The organism is Pseudomonas sp. TH39(2020), from assembly GCF_016650715.1.
Taxonomy (GTDB): domain Bacteria; phylum Pseudomonadota; class Gammaproteobacteria; order Pseudomonadales; family Pseudomonadaceae; genus Aquipseudomonas; species Aquipseudomonas mandelii_C.
The window spans coordinates 2,136,346-2,154,647 of the sequence record NZ_JAEKFF010000006.1 but is presented as its reverse complement, the minus strand read 5'-3'; the positions used below and the strand labels follow the sequence as shown (position 1 = coordinate 2,154,647).

The 18,302-nt window shown below is 59.3% G+C and carries 14 protein-coding genes; 8 read left to right on the top strand and 6 right to left on the bottom strand.

From position 1 onward, the window contains the following. Nucleotides 1–5: 5 nt before the first annotated feature. The 3 genes from JFU47_RS17575 to JFU47_RS17565 are packed head-to-tail and all read left to right on the top strand — an operon-like array spanning nucleotide 6 to nucleotide 1,774. Complete coding sequence (locus tag JFU47_RS17575) at nucleotides 6–629, top strand: FMN-binding negative transcriptional regulator (RefSeq protein ID WP_201184585.1); 624 nt, start codon at nucleotides 6–8, stop codon at nucleotides 627–629. 9 nt (nucleotides 630–638) lie between these two features. Continuing rightward, entirely contained in the window at nucleotides 639–1,085 is a 447-nt protein-coding gene (locus JFU47_RS17570) for a GNAT family N-acetyltransferase (protein WP_140675704.1), read from the top strand. 17 nt (nucleotides 1,086–1,102) lie between these two features. Next, the gene (locus JFU47_RS17565; RefSeq protein ID WP_201184583.1) at nucleotides 1,103–1,774 is read left to right on the top strand and encodes a GNAT family N-acetyltransferase; all 672 of its coding nucleotides are present in this window, start codon (nucleotides 1,103–1,105) and stop codon (nucleotides 1,772–1,774) included. A 119-nt stretch (nucleotides 1,775–1,893) separates the two neighbouring features. On the opposite strand, the gene JFU47_RS17560 is transcribed toward JFU47_RS17565, so the two are convergent. Continuing rightward, nucleotides 1,894–2,793, bottom strand: a complete 900-nt coding sequence (locus JFU47_RS17560; RefSeq protein WP_201184581.1) for a homocysteine S-methyltransferase family protein — start codon at nucleotides 2,791–2,793, stop codon at nucleotides 1,894–1,896. 112 nt (nucleotides 2,794–2,905) lie between these two features. Between JFU47_RS17560 and JFU47_RS17555 the strand changes: the two genes are divergently transcribed. From JFU47_RS17555 to JFU47_RS17545, 3 genes are all read left to right on the top strand, one after another. Next, on the top strand, nucleotides 2,906–3,727 hold the full coding sequence (locus tag JFU47_RS17555) for an ABC transporter substrate-binding protein (RefSeq protein ID WP_033059249.1): 822 nt from the start codon (nucleotides 2,906–2,908) through the stop codon (nucleotides 3,725–3,727). Beyond that, nucleotides 3,724–4,560, top strand: a complete 837-nt coding sequence (locus JFU47_RS17550) for an amino acid ABC transporter permease (protein ID WP_201184579.1) — start codon at nucleotides 3,724–3,726, stop codon at nucleotides 4,558–4,560. Before JFU47_RS17555 ends, JFU47_RS17550 begins: the two co-directional genes overlap by 4 nt. Before the next feature lie 222 nt (nucleotides 4,561–4,782). Then, entirely contained in the window at nucleotides 4,783–7,062 is a 2,280-nt protein-coding gene (locus JFU47_RS17545) for an autotransporter outer membrane beta-barrel domain-containing protein (RefSeq protein ID WP_201184577.1), read from the top strand. A gap of 78 nt (nucleotides 7,063–7,140) precedes the next feature. Here JFU47_RS17545 and oadA read toward each other — a convergent pair whose 3' ends face one another. Next, complete coding sequence (gene oadA / locus JFU47_RS17540; protein WP_123367498.1) at nucleotides 7,141–8,949, bottom strand: sodium-extruding oxaloacetate decarboxylase subunit alpha; 1,809 nt, start codon at nucleotides 8,947–8,949, stop codon at nucleotides 7,141–7,143. Nucleotides 8,950–8,960: 11 nt separating this feature from the next. Beyond that, entirely contained in the window at nucleotides 8,961–10,376 is a 1,416-nt protein-coding gene (locus JFU47_RS17535) for an acetyl-CoA carboxylase biotin carboxylase subunit (RefSeq protein WP_008156643.1), read from the bottom strand. A gap of 189 nt (nucleotides 10,377–10,565) precedes the next feature. Between JFU47_RS17535 and JFU47_RS17530 the strand changes: the two genes are divergently transcribed. Further along, on the top strand, nucleotides 10,566–11,528 hold the full coding sequence (locus JFU47_RS17530; protein ID WP_140675714.1) for a LysR family transcriptional regulator: 963 nt from the start codon (nucleotides 10,566–10,568) through the stop codon (nucleotides 11,526–11,528). On the opposite strand, the gene JFU47_RS17525 is transcribed toward JFU47_RS17530, so the two are convergent. From JFU47_RS17525 to JFU47_RS17515, 3 genes are all read right to left on the bottom strand, one after another. After that, entirely contained in the window at nucleotides 11,470–11,679 is a 210-nt protein-coding gene (locus tag JFU47_RS17525; RefSeq protein WP_046044971.1) for a PA3496 family putative envelope integrity protein, read from the bottom strand. The two genes, JFU47_RS17530 and JFU47_RS17525, sit on opposite strands and share 59 nt — an antisense overlap. A gap of 194 nt (nucleotides 11,680–11,873) precedes the next feature. Next, on the bottom strand, nucleotides 11,874–12,740 hold the full coding sequence (hexR, locus tag JFU47_RS17520; protein WP_008156648.1) for a transcriptional regulator HexR: 867 nt from the start codon (nucleotides 12,738–12,740) through the stop codon (nucleotides 11,874–11,876). A gap of 135 nt (nucleotides 12,741–12,875) precedes the next feature. After that, nucleotides 12,876–15,749 (bottom strand): EAL domain-containing protein, encoded by a 2,874-nt coding sequence (locus JFU47_RS17515; protein WP_201184575.1) that lies wholly within the window; start codon nucleotides 15,747–15,749, stop codon nucleotides 12,876–12,878. 257 nt (nucleotides 15,750–16,006) lie between these two features. On the opposite strand from JFU47_RS17515, the gene uvrD reads away from it, so the two are divergent. Further along, nucleotides 16,007–18,190 carry a DNA helicase II gene (gene uvrD, locus JFU47_RS17510; RefSeq protein WP_010465377.1) on the top strand — a complete coding sequence of 728 codons (2,184 nt, stop codon included), beginning with the start codon at nucleotides 16,007–16,009 and terminating at the stop codon, nucleotides 18,188–18,190. Nucleotides 18,191–18,302: the final 112 nt, after the last annotated feature.

Below are 18,302 nucleotides of genomic sequence, written 5' to 3'. Positions count from 1 at the left end.
TCTCCATGTACACGCCAAGCAGCTTTGCCATAGATGATTTGCATGAAGTGCACCAGCAGATACTCGGCACCCGCCTTGCCATGGTGGTCACCCACGGGGAGCAAGGTTTGCAAGCCAGTCATCTGCCGCTGCTGTTCAACCCCGACCACGGCCCGAATGGCACCCTTTACGGCCACTTCGCCCGGGCCAATCCGCAATGGAAGGAACTGCAGAACGGCGCCGAAGCTCTGGTCATTTTTGCCGGTGCCGACGCTTACGTCAGCCCGGGGTTTTACCCGAGCAAAGCCGAGCACGGCAAAGTCGTGCCGACCTGGAACTACGTCGCCGTGCATGCGTACGGCACGGCCGAAGTGTTCACCGACGCCGATCGCCTGCGCACTCTGGTCAGCGCGCTGACTGATCGTCATGAAGCGGGTCGCGCCAGTCCATGGAAAGTCGCCGATGCCCCCGCCGACTACATTGACGGGATGCTCAAGGCCATCGTCGGTTTTGCCTTGCCGATCCAGCGCCTGGAAGGCAAACGCAAGCTCAGCCAGAACCGCAACGCTGCAGACATCACCGGTGTGCGCGAGGGGCTTGCCGCCAGCCCTGATGTGCACGACCAGGCCCTCGCCCACTTGATGCGTTAAGGAATGAACATGAGTCAGATCGCCATCCGCCAGGTCAGCGCCGACGACCACGCCGCCTGGTTGCCGTTGTGGCAGGCCTACCTGCGTTTCTACAACACCGAACTGCCTGAGGCGGTCACCCAAAGCACCTGGCAGCGCCTGCTCGACCCGAGCGAACCGACCCATGCCGCGCTGGCCTGGGCCGATGGCAAAGCGGTGGGCATGGTGCACTTCATCTACCATCGTTCGAACTGGAGCATCGAAAACTCCTGCTACCTGCAAGACCTGTTAGTAACGCCTGAAACCCGCGGCACTGGCGTCGGTCGACAGTTAATCGAATTCGTATACGCGACAGCCAAAGAAGACGGTTGCTGCAAGGTCCACTGGCTGACCCACGAAACCAACGCCACCGCGATCCAGCTCTACGAGCGCATCGCCGAACGCCCCGGTTTTATCCAGTTTCGCAAAGCCCTGTAAGGTTCAAGGAGAACAGCATGTCGACTTCACTCGCCGACTGGAAAGGCGTTCCGGCGCCATCAGTCCAAACCATTGAAGGGCGTTTCATTCGCCTGGAAAAACTCGACCCGGCGCGTCACGCCGACGGTTTGTGGAAGGCCCTGCAAGGCCCGGGGGCCGACCCAAAACTCTGGGACTATTTGCCTTACGGTCCTTTCCCGGAGCGCAGCGTGTTCAACGATTGGCTGAACAATCATGCGGCCAATAGCGACCCATACTTCTTCAGCGTGATCGACCGTGCCAGCGGCGATGTGCAAGGCATCCTCAGTTTGATGTCGATTGTTCCTTCACAAGGCCGGATCGAGATCGGCCATGTCACTTTCGGTGCGCCGATGCAGCGCTCGCCGAAAAGCACCGAGGCGGTTTATCTGCTCGCCAAAGAGTCGTTTGCCTTGGGTTATCGACGCCTGGAGTGGAAGTGCAACAACGGCAACGCCCGCTCCAAATACGCGGCCGAGCGGCTGGGGTTCAGCTTTGAAGGCGTGTTTCGCCAGCACATGGTGGTCAAGGGGCAGAATCGGGACACGGCGTGGTATTCGATTCTGGACTCGGAATGGCCAGCGATCGGGGCGGGGTTTGAGCGCTGGCTGTCCGATGAGAACCAGACAGATTCGGGGCAGGTGAAAACCCTGGCCGAGTGCCGCGGGTAATCTTCGGCGCCTGGACGGACGCTTTCGCGAGCAGGCTCGCTCCCACATTGGATTAGGGCTGATCACAATCTTGTGACCAACCCGAAATCCTGTGGGAGCGAGCCTGCTCGCGAATGGCTTCACGCCAGTTTCTGGGCAAGCACCGCAATATGCTCCGGCCCGATCCCGCAGCAACCACCCAAATGACTCGCGCCGCGTTCTTTCCAATCAGCCGCCCACTGCAAATAACCCGGCGGATCGAGGTCTTCACGCAACGGGTCCAGACCGTCGTTGGCTGTGGCCTCTTTCGGTTGCGGCGGGAAGGCGTTGGCGTAAGCGCCGATGTGAATCTTCACACCCAACTGCTCGAAGGTTTCCCGCGCGGCATCAATCGCAGCACCGATTACTTCCGGCTGGCTGCAATTGAACAGCAACGTCTCGACGCCCAGCTCAGCCGCCACGGCTGCGGCGTCAGCCACCGGCTCACCCGAACGCAAGCGCGGCACTTCGTCCGTGTCCTCATCCTTCAGGGTAAACGACAGCCAGAACGGCTTGCCGTCCGTTGGCAGACCGGCATGGATCGCTCGCGCTTCAACGATCGAGCTCTGGGTTTCCGCCAGCCATAGATCGACATGCGGTGCCAGCCCCTTCACCAACGGCGCCAACAATTCAGTCGCCCGAGCAGCGTCGAAAAGGTCCGGACGATAGGAACCAAACAGCGGCGGCAATGAACCGGCCACACGCACCGCTTTGCCCGAAGCCTCTACAGCGCGCCGAGCCAGCTCACCGGCCAACGCCGCGAGCGCCTGCCCTTCTGCTGCAAAACGCTCTTCGCCAATGTGAAACGGCACCACCGCGTAACTGTTGCTGGTGATCACGTTCGCACCGCTTTCGATATAAGCCGAGTGCACCGCCTCTACCGCTTGCGGCGCTTCGCTCAAAGCCAGCGCCGACCACTCGGGCTGTCTGAACGGCGCGCCTCGACGCTGCAACTCACGACCCATGCCGCCATCCAGAATTACTGTGCTTGCTGCGCCCATATGCTTTTCACTCATAAGCTTATGAAAATAACTCACTACCAGAGTCGTCCTTATAACTATTTAATACGCACCATCCGGTTAATAACAACCTCTTTTTTATCAGGGATCGACTGTGAAATTCCAACCGCTACTGGCCCTGGGCCTGACGATTCTGGCTGCCTCCACCCAAGCCTTTGGTGGCGCCACGCTGGATCGCGTCGAAAAAAAGAAAGAGCTCGTGGGCGTGTTGATGGAAAGCTATCCACCCTTCTCGTTCCTCAATGATCAGAACCAGCTCGATGGATTCGACGTCGACGTAGCCAAGGCCGTGGCAGACAAACTGGGCGTCAAACTGCGCCTCGAAACCCCGTCCTGGGACGTGATCGCCGCCGGCCGCTGGAGTGGGCGCTACGACATCTGCATCTGCTCCATGACCCCGAGCAAGGCCCGCGCCGAAGTCTTCGACTTCCCGGTCGAGTACTACGCCTCGCCAGCCGTGATCGTGGTCAACGCCAAGGACGACAGCATCCACAGCGCCAAGGACCTGAGCGGCAAGAAAGTCGGCCTCACCAGTGCCTCCAGCTACGAAAGCTACCTGAACAAGAACCTGGTGATCGAAGGCGCCGAAGACACTCAATTGCAGTACCCGTTCGAGGACGTGCAGATCGCACCGTATGACACCGACAATGTGGCGTTCCAGGACCTCGGCCTGGGTGCTGGTGTTCGACTGGACGCGATCCTCACCAACCTTGTCACCGCACAACCGCGCCTCACCGAAGACAAACGCTTCAAGCTCGCCGGCGAGCCGCTGTACTCGGAGCCGAACTCGGTGGCCATTGAAAAAGGCGACGCCCAGTGGGACGCCAAAGTGCGTGACGTCTTCGCTCAGCTGAAACAGGACGGCACCCTGAGCAAGCTTTCGCAAAAATGGATCGGCGCCGACATCAGTAAATGACTTCTTTCCCAAAACCTCCCCAGCCGCCGCAACCGGTGGCTGAGTCGCGGCTGCAACGGTTCTTCGGTTTCCGCACGCGGCTGTACCTGACCTGGGCAGCGATGCTCGGGTTGTTCGCCAGCTTCTTCCTGAGCTTCGACCTGAAGTTCTCAATCATCCTCGACAAACTGCCGAACCTGATCGGCCTGCACCTGGCGCCCAACGGCTTTTTGCAGGGCGCGGCACTGACGCTGTTTCTGTGCCTGTGTTCGATCGTGACCTCCTCGCTGCTGGGCTTCATCACCGCCCTGGCGCGGCTGTCGAAAAGCGCCGTGGCCTTCGGGATTGCGAGCTTCTATGCTTCGTTTTTTCGTGGCACACCGCTGCTTATCCAGATCCTGCTGATCTACCTCGGCCTGCCACAACTTGGCATCGTGCCCGGTGCCATCGCCGCCGGCATCATTGCCCTGTCGCTCAATTACGGCGCCTACCTGAGCGAAATCTTCCGCGCCGGCATCCTCGGCGTCCCCCACGGCCAACGCGAAGCGTCCCTGGCGCTGGGCATGCGCGAAACCGTGATCTTTTGGCGAGTCACCCTGCCCCAGGCCATGCGCACCATCATCCCGCCAACCACCAACCAATTCATCTCGATGCTCAAAGACTCGTCGCTGATCTCGGTGATGGGGGTTTGGGAGGTTATGTTTTTGGCGCAATCGTATGGGCGCTCGAGCTATCGCTACATCGAGATGCTGACGACAGCGGCGGTGATTTATTGGGTGATGTCGATTGGGTTGGAGCTGATTCAGGCACGGATGGAGCGGCATTATGGGAAGGCGTATTTGAGCCGTAGTTAGCGAAAGGCAGATGAGTTTCCGAGTTTGCGATAGCCGACCTTGTCTCGATTTGTTGTAAGAAAAAGCGTCAGCCCCAACAGGTAAAAACAGCCTTCCCCAGGAGGCTGGCAATTTTCTACACAACCTTCTGACAACCCCCGCAATCCTGCGGGAAGCAGCTGACATCGGTACCTATAGCCTGCCTCTTAGAGTTTGGCCTCCTGTCAAAAGAGGCCGTACTCGATGCCCGTTCAACACAAATACCGACCAAAACACCTGGCGCTGGCCGTTGCGCTTGCGCTGGGTTGCACTGAATTTTCGATGGCTCAGCAAATCTCCGCGGATACCACCGCACCTCCGGTTGAATCGCCAGAGCAGCTCATGGCGGCGCTGGACGCATTTATCAATGATCCCGCCATCGACAAAAGCACCATCAGCAAAGCAGCGGATGGTGTTGATCGGACATTCGGCGACGGAGATGATCTGGTCATTGTGTCTGGCCGCGGAGTCCTTTCCGGATTGATCGACGGTGGTGACGGTGTCAACTTCCTGCAACTCGATACCGCGAGCGGTGGCACGTTAGGCGAGAGTCGTCGTTTTGAAGGCATGGAGATCAAACGAAGCACTTGGACCATGAATGGTTCCGGTGATTTCAATACCGGTGTCTTGATACGTTCAAAAGCAACGCTAATCAATAATGGGCATATCCAGGGTGGGGCGTTGACCCAAGGAACGCTTGTCAATAACGGAAAGATTGGCGGCGGAGCGACCGTGCAATCAGGAGGCACCCTGAACAACCCGGGAACTATCGAAGGCGACGTCGTTATCCATGAAAAAGGCGCTTTTGCGGGCAACGGTTTAACGGGTTCCCTGAAGGTAAACGGAAAGCTTTCTGTTGACGGTTTGCACGGCGCACCGACAGTTAAAGGTGACTTGGATCTCTCAAAAACTGCCGAGCTAGCCTACGAGGTCAATGCCGGCCGCAAAAGTGAAACGATATTAGTCGATGGAACCGCCAACCTTGGCGGCGCAACACTGAACATCGTTGCAGCACAGGGTGACTACCCGCTAATCAGCGAAAACAACATCCTTATTGCCAATAAAGTCGAAGGGGAATTTGGGGAAGTCCTCAACAACCTTGCCTTTTTAACGCCCAAGGTCAAATACGAAGAAAAGACTGTCGACCTGATCTTCGTCCGTAACGATGTGACGATCGAGAGTGTCGCAACCACGGATAACGGCAAGCAAGTCGCCCAAAGCATTGAAGAGCCAAAGGACATACCTCAAGCACCCACCGTCGCTGAAGCCCCGAATCCAGTTGCAAGTGCCGACACATCCGTTCCAGTCTCCACACCGACAACTACCGCTGAAAAACCTTCGACAGCCGCAACATCACCCACCACCGAGCAGCCCGTCACAGCCGCAACTCCACCCCCTGCTACCAATTCCGTCGCCACAGTGCCAAAGGCATCCAGCCCCATTAACGCTGCTGTCGCAGCCCTGCTCAGCGCTGACAAACAGACGGCATCTGTTGCCATCGAACAGCTGGCTGGCGGCCAGAACGCCAACCTTGCGAAAGCGACCCTGAACAGTGACAGCCCAATCAGCGCGACCATGCTCTCGGCCATGCGTCAGCTGGACAGCGCCAGTAGCTACAGCAATTCCACCAGGCGCAATGCACCACGCCGGGCCGCCGGCAGTGATGACAATGGCCGAGTCTGGCTTCAAGCATTGGGTCACGGTGGGACGCTGGATCGCGATTACGACGCGCTGAAACACACAACCCACGGCCTGGTACTGGGAGCGGATTGGGGCATCGATGAGGAATGGCGCATCGGGGTCTTGGGCGGGAAGTCCGAGACTCGCCTGGACAGCCGCGGACTCGACGGCGATCTCGACAGCTGGCATTTGGGAGCTTATGCCCTGCGTCAAAACGGACCAGTCTCCCTGCGCCTGGGTGCGACCTACAGCAGCCACGACGGCAGCACTAAACGCCGGGTTGCCTTCAAAGGTTTCAGCGACCACCCTGAAGGCCGTTACGATGCCAACACCCAGCAGGCCTTTGCGGAATTGGGTTACAACCTGGGGCAGGCGAACGTCAGCATCGAACCGTTTGCCAGCCTGGGCTACCAACGCTATCAGCGCGACACTTACACGGAAAAAGGTGGCGCAGCGGCACTGAAGGTACACGGTCAAACGCAGAACAACTTGAACAGCACATTCGGCCTGCGCCTGGCGAAGCTCAACACTCTGGATAACGGTATGCAACTGACGCCGCGGTTCAGTGCCGGCTGGAAACACACTTACGGGGACATCTACAGCGATACCCGCCAACGATTGGTGACGGGCGGAAAAAACTTCACCGTTTCCGGCGCGCCGCTGGATCGTGACAGTCTGCTGGTCGATGCTGGGCTGGACCTTGGATTGTCAGCAAAACACACCCTGGGCGTCGGCCTCACTGGCGAGATCGGCACCGACAGCCGAAACCACGGCGTCACGGGTCAGTGGCGAATGAGTTTCTAATACCCACAAATCCCGGGCGAAAAAAAAGGGGAGCACATGCCCCCCCGAGGTTTAAAGCGGTATATCGAGGCTGTTAACTCAGCCTTCGATCTCGATCAGGATTTCGCCCGGGTTCACCCGGTCGCCCTTGGCCACGTGGATGGCGGTGACTTTGCCGGCGATGGCCGATTGGACTTCGGTTTCCATCTTCATCGCTTCGGTGATCAGCACGGCCTGGCCGGCTTTCACGGTGTCGCCTTCCTTGACCAGCACGTCGACGATGTTGCCCGGCATGGTGGTGCTGACGTGGCCCGGTGCAGTGGCTTGCTTGCGCTTGCTGCTGCCGCCGCTGACGAATTCGTTGAGCGGCTCGAACACCACTTCTTCCGGCATGCCGTCGATGGTCAGGTAGAAGTGACGCTTGCCTTCAGCCTTGACGCCAACACCGGTGATGTCGACGCGGTAGGTTTCGCCGTGGACGTCGATGACGAACTCGGTCGGTACCCCTTCGCCGCCGGCTGAGGCCACGCTCCCGGCTTCAGGGATTGGCAACAGCACTTCTGGGGTCAGGGTGCCGGCGTTGCGTTCTTCGAGGAACTTGCGACCGATGTCCGGGAACATGGCGTAGGTCAGCACGTCTTCTTCAGACTTGGCCACCGTACCGATTTCAGCGCGCAGCTTGGTCATTTCCGGCTTGAGCAGGTCAGCTGGACGCACGTCGATCACTTCTTCGCTGCCGATGGCCTGGCGACGCAGTTTTTCGTTCACGGTGCCCGGCGCTTTGCCATAGCCGCCTTGCAGGTAAAGCTTCACTTCGTTGGTGATGGTCTTGTAGCGCTCACCGGCCAGCACGTTGAAGAACGCCTGGGTGCCGACGATCTGCGAGGTCGGGGTCACCAGCGGCGGGAAGCCGAGGTCTTCACGAACGCGCGGGATTTCGGCCAGCACTTCGCTCATGCGGTTCAGGGCGCCCTGCTCTTTCAACTGGTTGGCCAGGTTGGAAATCATCCCGCCGGGTACCTGGTTGACTTGAACGCGGGTGTCGACGGCGGTGAACTCGCTTTCGAACTGGTGGTACTTTTTGCGCACGGCGTAGAAGTACAAGCCAATCTCTTGCAGCAGTTCCAGGTTCAGGCCGGTGTCGAACTCGCTGCCTTTAAGGGCGGCGACCATCGACTCGGTGCCCGGATGGCTGGTGCCCCAGGCGAAGCTGGAGATCGCGGTATCGATGTGGTCGGCACCGTTCTCGATGGCCTTGAGTTGGCACATCGCGGCCAGGCCTGCGGTGTCGTGCGAGTGAATGAACACTGGCAGCGATTGCTCGGATTTCAGCGCCTTGACCAGTTCGCCGGTGGCGTACGGAGTCAGCAGGCCTGCCATGTCCTTGATCGCCACCGAGTCGCAACCCATGGCTTCCATCTGCTTGGCTTGCGCCACGAATGCCTCGATGGTGTGCACCGGGCTGGTGGTGTAAGCGATGGTGCCTTGAGCGTGTTTGCCAGCTGCTTTCACCGCTTCGATGGCGACGCGCAGGTTACGCACGTCGTTCATGGCGTCGAAGATGCGGAACACGTCGATGCCATTGACCGCGGCCTTGGCGACGAAGGCTTTGACCACGTCGTCGCTGTAGTGGCGGTAGCCCAACAGGTTCTGGCCACGCAGGAGCATTTGCAGGCGAGTGTTAGGCAACGCGGCGCGTAGTTGGCGCAGGCGCTCCCACGGGTCTTCTTTGAGGAAGCGTACGCAGGCGTCGAAGGTCGCGCCGCCCCAGACTTCCAGCGACCAGTAGCCGACTTTGTCGAGCTTGTCGCAGATCGGCAGCATGTCTTCGGTGCGCATGCGGGTCGCGAGCAGCGATTGGTGGGCGTCGCGCAGGATTGTGTCGGTAACGTAGATTTGCTTGCTCATTATTCTATTCCTCACAGGCCTGCGTGGGCGGCGATGGCGGCGGCGATGGCCAGGGCCAGCTCTTCGGGTTTGCGCTTGATCGAGTAGTTGGTCAGTTCAGGGTGGCTTTCAACGAAGCTGGTGTTGAACTGGCCGCTACGGAATTCCGGGTTACGCAGGATTTCCTGGTAGTACGCGGCGGTGGTCTTGACCCCTTGCAGACGCATGTCGTCGAGGGCGCGCAAGCCACGGTCCATCGCCTCTTCCCAGGTCAGCGCCCACACCACCAGTTTCAGGCACATGGAGTCGTAGAACGGCGGAATGGTGTAGCCGGTGTAGATCGCCGTGTCGGTGCGCACGCCGGGACCGCCGGGCGCGTAATAACGGGTGATCTTGCCAAAGCTCGGCAGGAAGTTGTTTTTCGGGTCTTCGGCGTTGATCCGGAATTGCAGCGCGAAACCGCGGTGCTGGATGTCTTCCTGTTTCACCGAAAGCGGCAGACCGGAGGCAATGCGGATCTGCTCACGAACGATGTCGATGCCGGTGATTTCTTCGGTGATGGTGTGTTCCACCTGCACCCGGGTATTCATCTCCATGAAGTACACCTCGCCCTCGGCGAGCAGGAACTCCACGGTGCCGGCGTTCTCATAACCCACGGCCTTGGCTGCGCGCACCGACAGGTCGCCGATGTAGGCGCGCTGTTCAGGGGTCAGTTGCGGGCTCGGGGCGATCTCGATGAGCTTCTGGTTGCGACGCTGGATCGAGCAATCACGCTCGAACAGGTGCACCACGTTGCCAAAGCTGTCGCCGAGGATCTGCGCTTCGATGTGTTTTGGATTGACGATGCATTTTTCCAGGAACACTTCCGCCGAACCAAAGGCCTTGGTGGCTTCGGAAATGACACGAGGGAATGCTTGTTCAAGTTCTTCCCGGCTGTCGCAGCGACGGATACCACGGCCACCACCACCGGAAGTCGCCTTGAGCATCACCGGATAACCGATGCGGTCGCCTTCGATCAAGGCTTCCGCGATATCCGCGACGTTGCCTTCGGTCCCCGGGGTAACGGGTACGCCAGCCTTGATCATACTGCGACGGGCTTCGGTCTTGTCGCCCATGCGGCGAATCACTTCAGCCGATGGACCGATGAACTTGATGCCGCGCTCCGCGCAGATATCTGCCAGTTCAGCGTTTTCCGAAAGGAAACCGTAGCCGGGGTGCAGCGCATCGCAACCGGTTTCTACCGCCAGATTCACCAGCTTGCGCGCATTCAGGTAACCGGCCAGTGGCTCGGCACCGATGCTGTGGGCCTCGTCCGCACGCTTCACATGCAGCGCATGGCGGTCGGCGTCGGAATAGATCGCGACCGAGCGAATGCCCATCTCGGCGCAGGCACGTACGATTCGTACGGCAATCTCACCACGGTTGGCGATCAGGATCTTTTTTATCACTTGGAGGTTCCCTTGAGCCGGTGGTACCCACGACCTGCCAGACAGGTCGACGCGTGACCAAATGTTTCAATTCAGTCGCAGCCCCACACTAGCCCTCACAAGGGATTAACAAAAATGAATAATTATTGGGTCAGGCATAAGTAAAGACTTATAGTTGATTCATCAGCCTGCGGTGAGAGCGTCTATAAAATGCGTAAGTCATTGATGCGTATGACATTGCGTCAATTGCAGATCTTTAATGAAGTCTGCGATTTGCGGTCTTACAGCCGAGCAGCCGATGAAATGTCTCTCACACAACCTGCCGTGAGCCTACAGATTCGTCAACTTGAAGAGCTGATTGGGCAACCTCTGTTCGATTACGTCGGCAAAAAACTCTACATGACCGAGGCAGCCGAAGCCCTTCAACGCGCCAGCCGGGACATTTTCGGGCGTTTGGAAAACCTCGACATGCAGCTTTCAGACATGCAGGGATCACTGCAAGGTCAGCTGAAACTGGCGGTGGAGTCCAGCGCCAAGTATTTCGTGCCGCATCTGTTTGCCGCGTTCAAGCGCCAGCATCCGGAAGTGAACCTGCAACTGACGGTGGTCAATCGCGGGCAGGTCATTCGACGACTGTCGGACAACCGCGACGACCTGGTGATCATGTCCATGGTGCCGCAGGACATGGGGCTGGAGTTCTTGCCATTCCTCAACAACCCGATCGTTGCCGTGGCGCCACCGGATCATCCGCTGTGCCACATGGGCCCGCTGCGTTTGCAGGATCTTGAACCCTACACACTGCTGATGCGCGAATCCGGCTCCGGGACGCGGCTGGCTTGCGAAGAATATTTCAAAGAGAAGCGCGTGCACTTCAACCAGACCCAGGAAGTCTCGTCAGCCGAAGCACAGCGTGAATGTGTGGTGGCGGGTCTGGGCGTGGCGCTGTTGACGCGTCACGCCCTGAACCTTGAGTTGGCGACCGGCGGATTGATCGAGTTGCCGGTCGAAGAGCTGCCGCTGTATCGCAGCTGGTGCCTGGTGCAAGCCAAGGCGAAACGGCTGTCACCGGTGGCGCACGCATTCCTTGCGTTTATTCGCAGTGAGCGGGTGCAGATCAGCGCGCTGGTTGAGCGTTTCGACGGGAAGTTGCCGGTGCCGCCTGCCAGTAGTTGAGCTCCAGCTCAGGGAAATCACCGATCTCGGCCAGCAGTTGGCGACGTTCGCAGCGATCTTCGATAGCGCGGCGAAATTCCATGCGGCGCTGGTCTTCCTGCTGACGACGGGTTCTGGCGGCGCTGTTGCGTTCTTCGTAGGGCTGGGCCATTTCGAGTCTCCCAAGGCGATTACGGGAGTTTCAAGATAGGCGCGAGGGATGACGGTTTGGCGGCGGGCGGGTTACAGGGAGATGAACCTTGCCGAGTGATGTGAACCCAAAAAGCAAAGATCGCAGGCTTCGGCAGCTCCTACAGATGTACACATTTCCATGTAGGAGTTGCCGAAGGCTCCGATCTTTTGACTTTAATCGTCCAGCGCTTTTACCGATTTAGGCGACAGCCGCAAGCTGCGCAGGCTGCGCTTGACGCTCTTGAGGTGATTGACCAGGCTCGGCCCGCGCGCCATGGCCACGCCCATCGCCAACACGTCGATCACCACCAGGTGAGCGATCCGCGAGGTCAGCGGCGTATAGATCTCGGTGTCTTCATGCACATCGATCGCCAGGTTGACGGTCGACAGTTCGGCCAGCGGTGTCTGGCTCGGACACAAGGTAATCAGCGAAGCACCGCTTTCGCGCACCAGATTGGCGGTGATCAACAAATCTTTGGAACGCCCGGACTGGGAAATACAGATCGCCACGTCGGTCGGTTTCAACGTCACCGCCGACATCGCCTGCATGTGCGGGTCGGAATACGCCGCCGCCGTCAGCAACAAACGGAAGAACTTGTGCTGGGCATCGGCCGCCACCGCACCCGAAGCGCCAAAGCCATAGAACTCGACCCGCTGGGCCTGCGACATGAGCGACACAGCACGCTGCAACTCCACCGGATCGAGCTTCTCGCGAACCTCCATCAGCGTGTGCAGGGTGGTGTCGAAGATTTTCAGGCTGTAGTCAGCGACCGAGTCGTCTTCATGAATCGCGAACTGCCCGAAGCTCGCGCCGGCAGCCAGGCTCTGTGCCAGCTTCAACTTCAAGTCCTGGAAACCGGAGCAACCAATGGCGCGACAGAACCGCACGATGGTCGGTTCGCTAATGCCCACGTTGTGGGCCAGGTCGGCCATGGAGCTGTGCATCACCGCCGCAGGATCAAGCAGCACGTGGTCGGCGACCTTGAGCTCCGACTTGCGTAAGAGGTGGCGTGACTGGGCGATGTGTTGCAGCAGATTCAAAGGGCTGGACTCTTTGTTATTGGCAGGTGCCGGGGATGTAGCAAGCTTGTAGTTATACTACATGAATCGGCTTTTTGCCTGCTCAATGCGTAACTCGATGTCCCCATTTCACGCCACATGCGCTCCATGTAGCCCCTACAAGGGTTTTGCGTCCGCACGCAACAGCGCCGCCAGGCCATCAGCCTCGACCGGGCGGCTGATTAAATAACCCTGCACTTCATCGCAATGCTCGGCTTTCAAAAACTCAAGCTGCTCCGGCCGCTCCACGCCCTCAGCGACCACTTTCAGCGACAAGCCGTGCGCCATCGCAATGATCGCCCGGGTGATCGCAGCATCCTCGCCGCCCTCCCCCAGACCCCGGATAAACGCCTGATCGATCTTCACGTAATCCACCGGGATGCGTTTGAGGTAGCTCAGGGACGAATACCCGGTGCCAAAGTCATCAATCGCCAACTTGACCCCCAAATCACGCAATTGCTGGAAGGTCGCGATGATGTGCTCGACGCTGTCCAGCAACTGACTTTCGGTGAGTTCCAGCTCGAGGTAGTGCGGCGCCAGACCGGTTTCCTCCAGCACCTGACGCACAAGGCTGACCAGTTTGCCCTGACGCAATTGATGCACCGACAGATTGACCGACACCCGAATCGGCGCAAGCCCCTGACGCTGCCACTCACAGGCTTGCCAGCAGGCCTGACGCAATACGAACTCACCGATCGGGCCGATCAACCCGGTTTCCTCGGCCAGACCGATGAAGTCCCCCGGCGGCACACGGCCCATGGTCGGGTGATCCCAGCGCACCAGCGCCTCGGCGGCATTCAACCGACCCGTGGCGAGGCACAGCTTCGGTTGGTAAAACACCTTCAGCTGCTTCTCTTCAATAGCCTTACGCAGCTGATTTTCCAGCTGCAAGCGCTCCAGCGTGCTGGCTTGCAGGCTGTCGGTGTAGAACTGGAAGTTATTTCCACCCAAGTGCTTGGCGTGCTGCATGGCCATATTTGACTGATGGACCAGCGCGGAAATTTCTCGCGCGTTGTCCGGCAACATACTGATGCCCATGGACGCGCTAACCACCAGTTCATGGCCCTCGACAGTGATCGGCAAACGCAGCTTGGTCGACAGTCGGGTCGCCACCCGCGCCAGGCTCGACAGGTTGCCGTAGGCATTGAACAACACGGCAAACTCATCGCCGGATAAGCGAGCGATGGTGTCTGCTTCAGGCAACGCATTGACCAGCCGCCGGGCCATCTTCTGCAAGAGCTGGTCGGCGATTTCATGGCCAAGGCTGTCGTTGAGCAGCTTGAAACGATCCAGATTGATGTGCAGCAACGCCAGACTGCGGTGGCCGCCCTGGCGCACCCGCTGATGGGCCTCGCTGAGTCGTTCGCGGAACAGTGAACGGTTAGCCAGACCCGTCAATTCGTCGTAATGAGTCAGGTAACGCATGCGTTCTTCGGATTCGCGCCGGGCCGATAGATCGGCGAAGAAGCCTACGATATGGCTCACATTTCCTCGAGTATCGCGCACAGCGTTCAGTTGCAACCATTGCGGATACAACTCGCCATTCTTGCGGGTTTCTACCAGCTCGCCCTGCCAACTGCCGTACTGCTCCAGCGCCTGATGAATCGCCCCGTAGTGTCGACGGGCATCGCGGCTGCATGCCAACTCGACCACGTTGCGTCCGATCATGTCTTCAATGTCATAGCCAGTGACTCGGCTGAAGGCCTGATTGACCGCGATCAACGCGTAATTCGGATCGAAAATCACGATGCCTTCGCTGGCGGCTTCGAACACCGTCGCGGCCAGTTGCCGTTGCTCTTCCAGAGCTTTGCTGACGCTGATGTCGCGACGGGTGCCGACCATGCGGATCACCCGGCCATTTTCGCCGCGCTCAACCGCTCGACCACGGTCTTCGATCCAGACCCAATGACCATCGCCGTGGCGCACGCGGTACTCAATCTGGTAGTCCTCGCTGCGGCCCTTCAAATGCTCGACCAGCGCGCGCTTGAGCGACGGCAAGTCATCGGGGTGCAGGCGCGGCTTGAGGTGGCGAAGCATCGCCGTCACGAATTCCGGCTCCAGGCCGAACAGCTCCTGAAGCTGGGTGTGATGGACTTCGTCGGTTTGCAGGTTCCAGTCCCACAACCCGAGCTCACTGGCCTTCAACGCCAGGGCGAGACGCGCTTCACTCTTGCTCAGGGCCTGATTGGCAGCGTCCAGCTCCAGGCTGCGCTGGGCGACGCGGCTTTCCAGCTCGATCTGAATTTGACGTAGCTCGTCTTCGGCGCGACGGCGCTGGTCGATTTCCTTGGCCAGCTTTTGATTGAGCTGATCGCTGCAGCTTTGCGCCTGCTGCAAGTGCTCAATCAGCGCCTGGTTCTGGAAACGCCGTAACAGTCCGCTATCGATGAGCCGATTGACCTGCCAGGCGACCACACTCAACGCGCCCAGCAATATGAGGCCGAACCAGCCCCAGCCCTGATCTTGCTCATCGCCGCCCCAGAACAGATAGCCGATGGCCGGCAACAGACACGGCAAGGTAAAGGACAGGAACGCCGGCAGGCTGACCGCGTAGGCAACGCTGGCCGAAAGCGCTGCGGCGCCGATCAGGCCGAACACCCAGGCTTGTTGCATGAAGTTATCGGCGGGTACCAGCGCAATGCCGGCGCCGGCCAGGGTCAGGCCGGTCATGGCCGACCCCAGCAAAAACATGCGGCGCCAGATCGGATGGGCCTGACGGTTGGGTATCGCCGAATCGAAGGCCGCGACTTGAATCACCCGCAACGCCACCAGCGACAACAGCCACACCAGCCAGACGCTGACCAGGAAGTAACGCTGCGGACTCCAAAGCAAGCCAGCGCAAACCAGACCGTTGATCAACATGAATAACGTGGGTAGTAACGAACCCTGATAAAGCAGACGCGTGCGTTCGACCGCCATTTCCATGGCGTACTGTTTGCGGATAACCCGGGGCTCCACAACGGGGCCCGACAGGTCGGTGCTGAGGGTCATAGGCAATGTTCTTGTTCTTATAATGGTGAGCATGCGCCCGAAACGTCGACGGAGCATACACAAGCAAATGCCCGGACCAAACTGCCCCAGGTCATAAATAGACCAAAGTATCGACTGCCTGGCCCCGTGTAAAAGCAGCCAAGCGAGCCCCGCCAACGCTTGCAGCCAGTGACTGACCGGTCGTCCTGCACCTATCTTTCATCGGCTAAAACAATGCGGGGTTTGCCCGGTGTGACGCCGCCCCCTAGAATGCCCCGATGCGCGATGATCTCTCCCTTCTGCTGAACTCCCTCAACGATGCCCAACGCCAGGCCGTAGCTGCCTCCGTGGGTCGTCAGTTGGTCCTGGCCGGTGCTGGTTCCGGTAAAACCCGAGTGCTGGTGCACCGTATCGCCTGGTTGATCCAGGTCGAAAACGCCTCGCCCCACTCCATCCTGTCGGTGACCTTCACCAATAAGGCCGCTGCCGAGATGCGCCATCGCATCGAACAGCTGATGGGTATCAACCCGGCCGGCATGTGGGTCGGCACCTTCCACGGCCTGGCGCACCGCTTGTTGCGGGCGCACTGGCAGGAAGCCGGCCTGAGCCAGACTTTCCAGATTCTCGATAGCGACGACCAGCAACGGCTGGTCAAGCGGGTGATCCGCGAGCTGGGCCTGGACGAACAACGCTGGCCGGCCCGTCAGGCCCAATGGTTCATCAACGGGCAGAAAGACGAAGGTCTGCGTCCGCAACACATTCAAGCCAGCGGCGACCTGTTCCTGGCAACCATGCGCAGCATTTATGAAGCCTATGAGGCTGCCTGCCTGCGCGCTGGCGTGATCGACTTCTCTGAATTGCTGCTGCGCGCCCTCGATCTGTGGCGCGATCACCCGGGCTTGCTGGCTCATTATCAGAAACGCTTCCGCCACATCCTGGTAGACGAATTCCAGGACACCAACGCCGTGCAGTACGCCTGGTTGCGACTGCTGGCCAAGGGCGGCGACAGCCTGATGGTGGTCGGCGACGACGATCAGTCAATCTACGGCTGGCGCGGCGCGAAAATCGAGAACATTTATCAGTATTCCGACGACTTTCCGGATGCCGAGACCATTCGTCTGGAGCAGAACTACCGCTCCACCGCCGGCATCCTTAAAGCAGCCAACGCCCTGATCGCCAACAACACGGGACGCATGGGCAAAGAGCTGTGGACCGATGGCGGCGAAGGCGAAGCGATCAACTTGTACGCCGCGTTCAACGAACACGATGAAGCACGCTACGTGGTGGAAACCATCGAAAGCGCGCTGAAAACCGGCTTGGCTCGCAGTGACATCGCGATTTTGTACCGCTCCAACGCCCAATCGCGCGTTTTGGAAGAAGCTTTGCTGCGTGAACGCATTCCGTACCGCATCTATGGCGGTCAGCGCTTCTTCGAACGGGCAGAAATCAAAAACGCCATGGCCTACCTGCGCTTGCTGGAAGGTCGCGGCAACGATGCAGCGCTGGAGCGGGTGATCAACGTTCCGGCCCGTGGTATCGGTGAGAAAACCGTTGAAGCGATCCGCGACCATGCGCGCCACAGCGATGTGTCGATGTGGGAAGCCATGCGTCTGCTGGTGGCTAACAAAGGCCTGACTGGTCGTGCCGCCGGTGCTCTCGGGGCGTTTATCGAACTGATCGAGAACCTCGCCGCCAAGTGCATGGAAATGCCGCTGCATCTGATGACCCAGACCGTCATCGAGCAGTCCGGTCTGATCGCCTATCACGAAGCGGAAAAAGGCGAGAAAGGCCAGGCACGGGTAGAAAACCTTGAGGAACTGGTCAGCGCCGCGCGCAACTTCGAAAACGCTGAAGAAGACGAAGACCTGACGCCACTGGCGGCGTTCCTCGGTCACGCGTCACTGGAGGCCGGAGATACTCAGGCCGACGAGCACGAAGACAGCATTCAGCTGATGACGTTGCACAGCGCCAAGGGTCTGGAATTTCCATACGTGTTCCTGGTGGGCATGGAAGAAGGCCTGTTCCCGCACAAGATGAGCCTGGAAGAGCCCGGCCGTCTTGAGGAAGAGCGCCGCTTGGCCTATGTCGGCATTACCCGGGCCATGCAAAACCTGGTGATGACCTATGCAGAAACCCGACGCCTGTACGGCAGCGAGACTTACAACAAGGTGTCGCGTTTCGTACGTGAAGTGCCGAAAGGCCTGATCCAGGAAGTTCGGCTGTCCAACAGCGTCAGCCGTCCGTTCGGCGGTGGCCAGCAGCAGAGCTCCAGCAGCCTGTTTGGCGGTAGCGAGATCCCGGATACCGGGTTCAGCCTCGGCCAGGCCGTACGGCATTCGGTGTTTGGCGACGGTGTGATCCTGAACTTCGAAGGTGCCGGGGCTCAGGCTCGGGTGCAGGTGAACTTCAGCGAAGGCAGCAAGTGGCTGATGCTGGGTTACGCAAAGCTGGAAGCGATCTAAAGCCTGCCTGATTGCTTTTCTGTGGGAGCGAGCCTGCTCGCGAAGAACGATAACGCGGTGTTTCTGATAAACCGCAGTGCGGCCTTCGTCGGAACGCCGCCAGGAGCCTGCT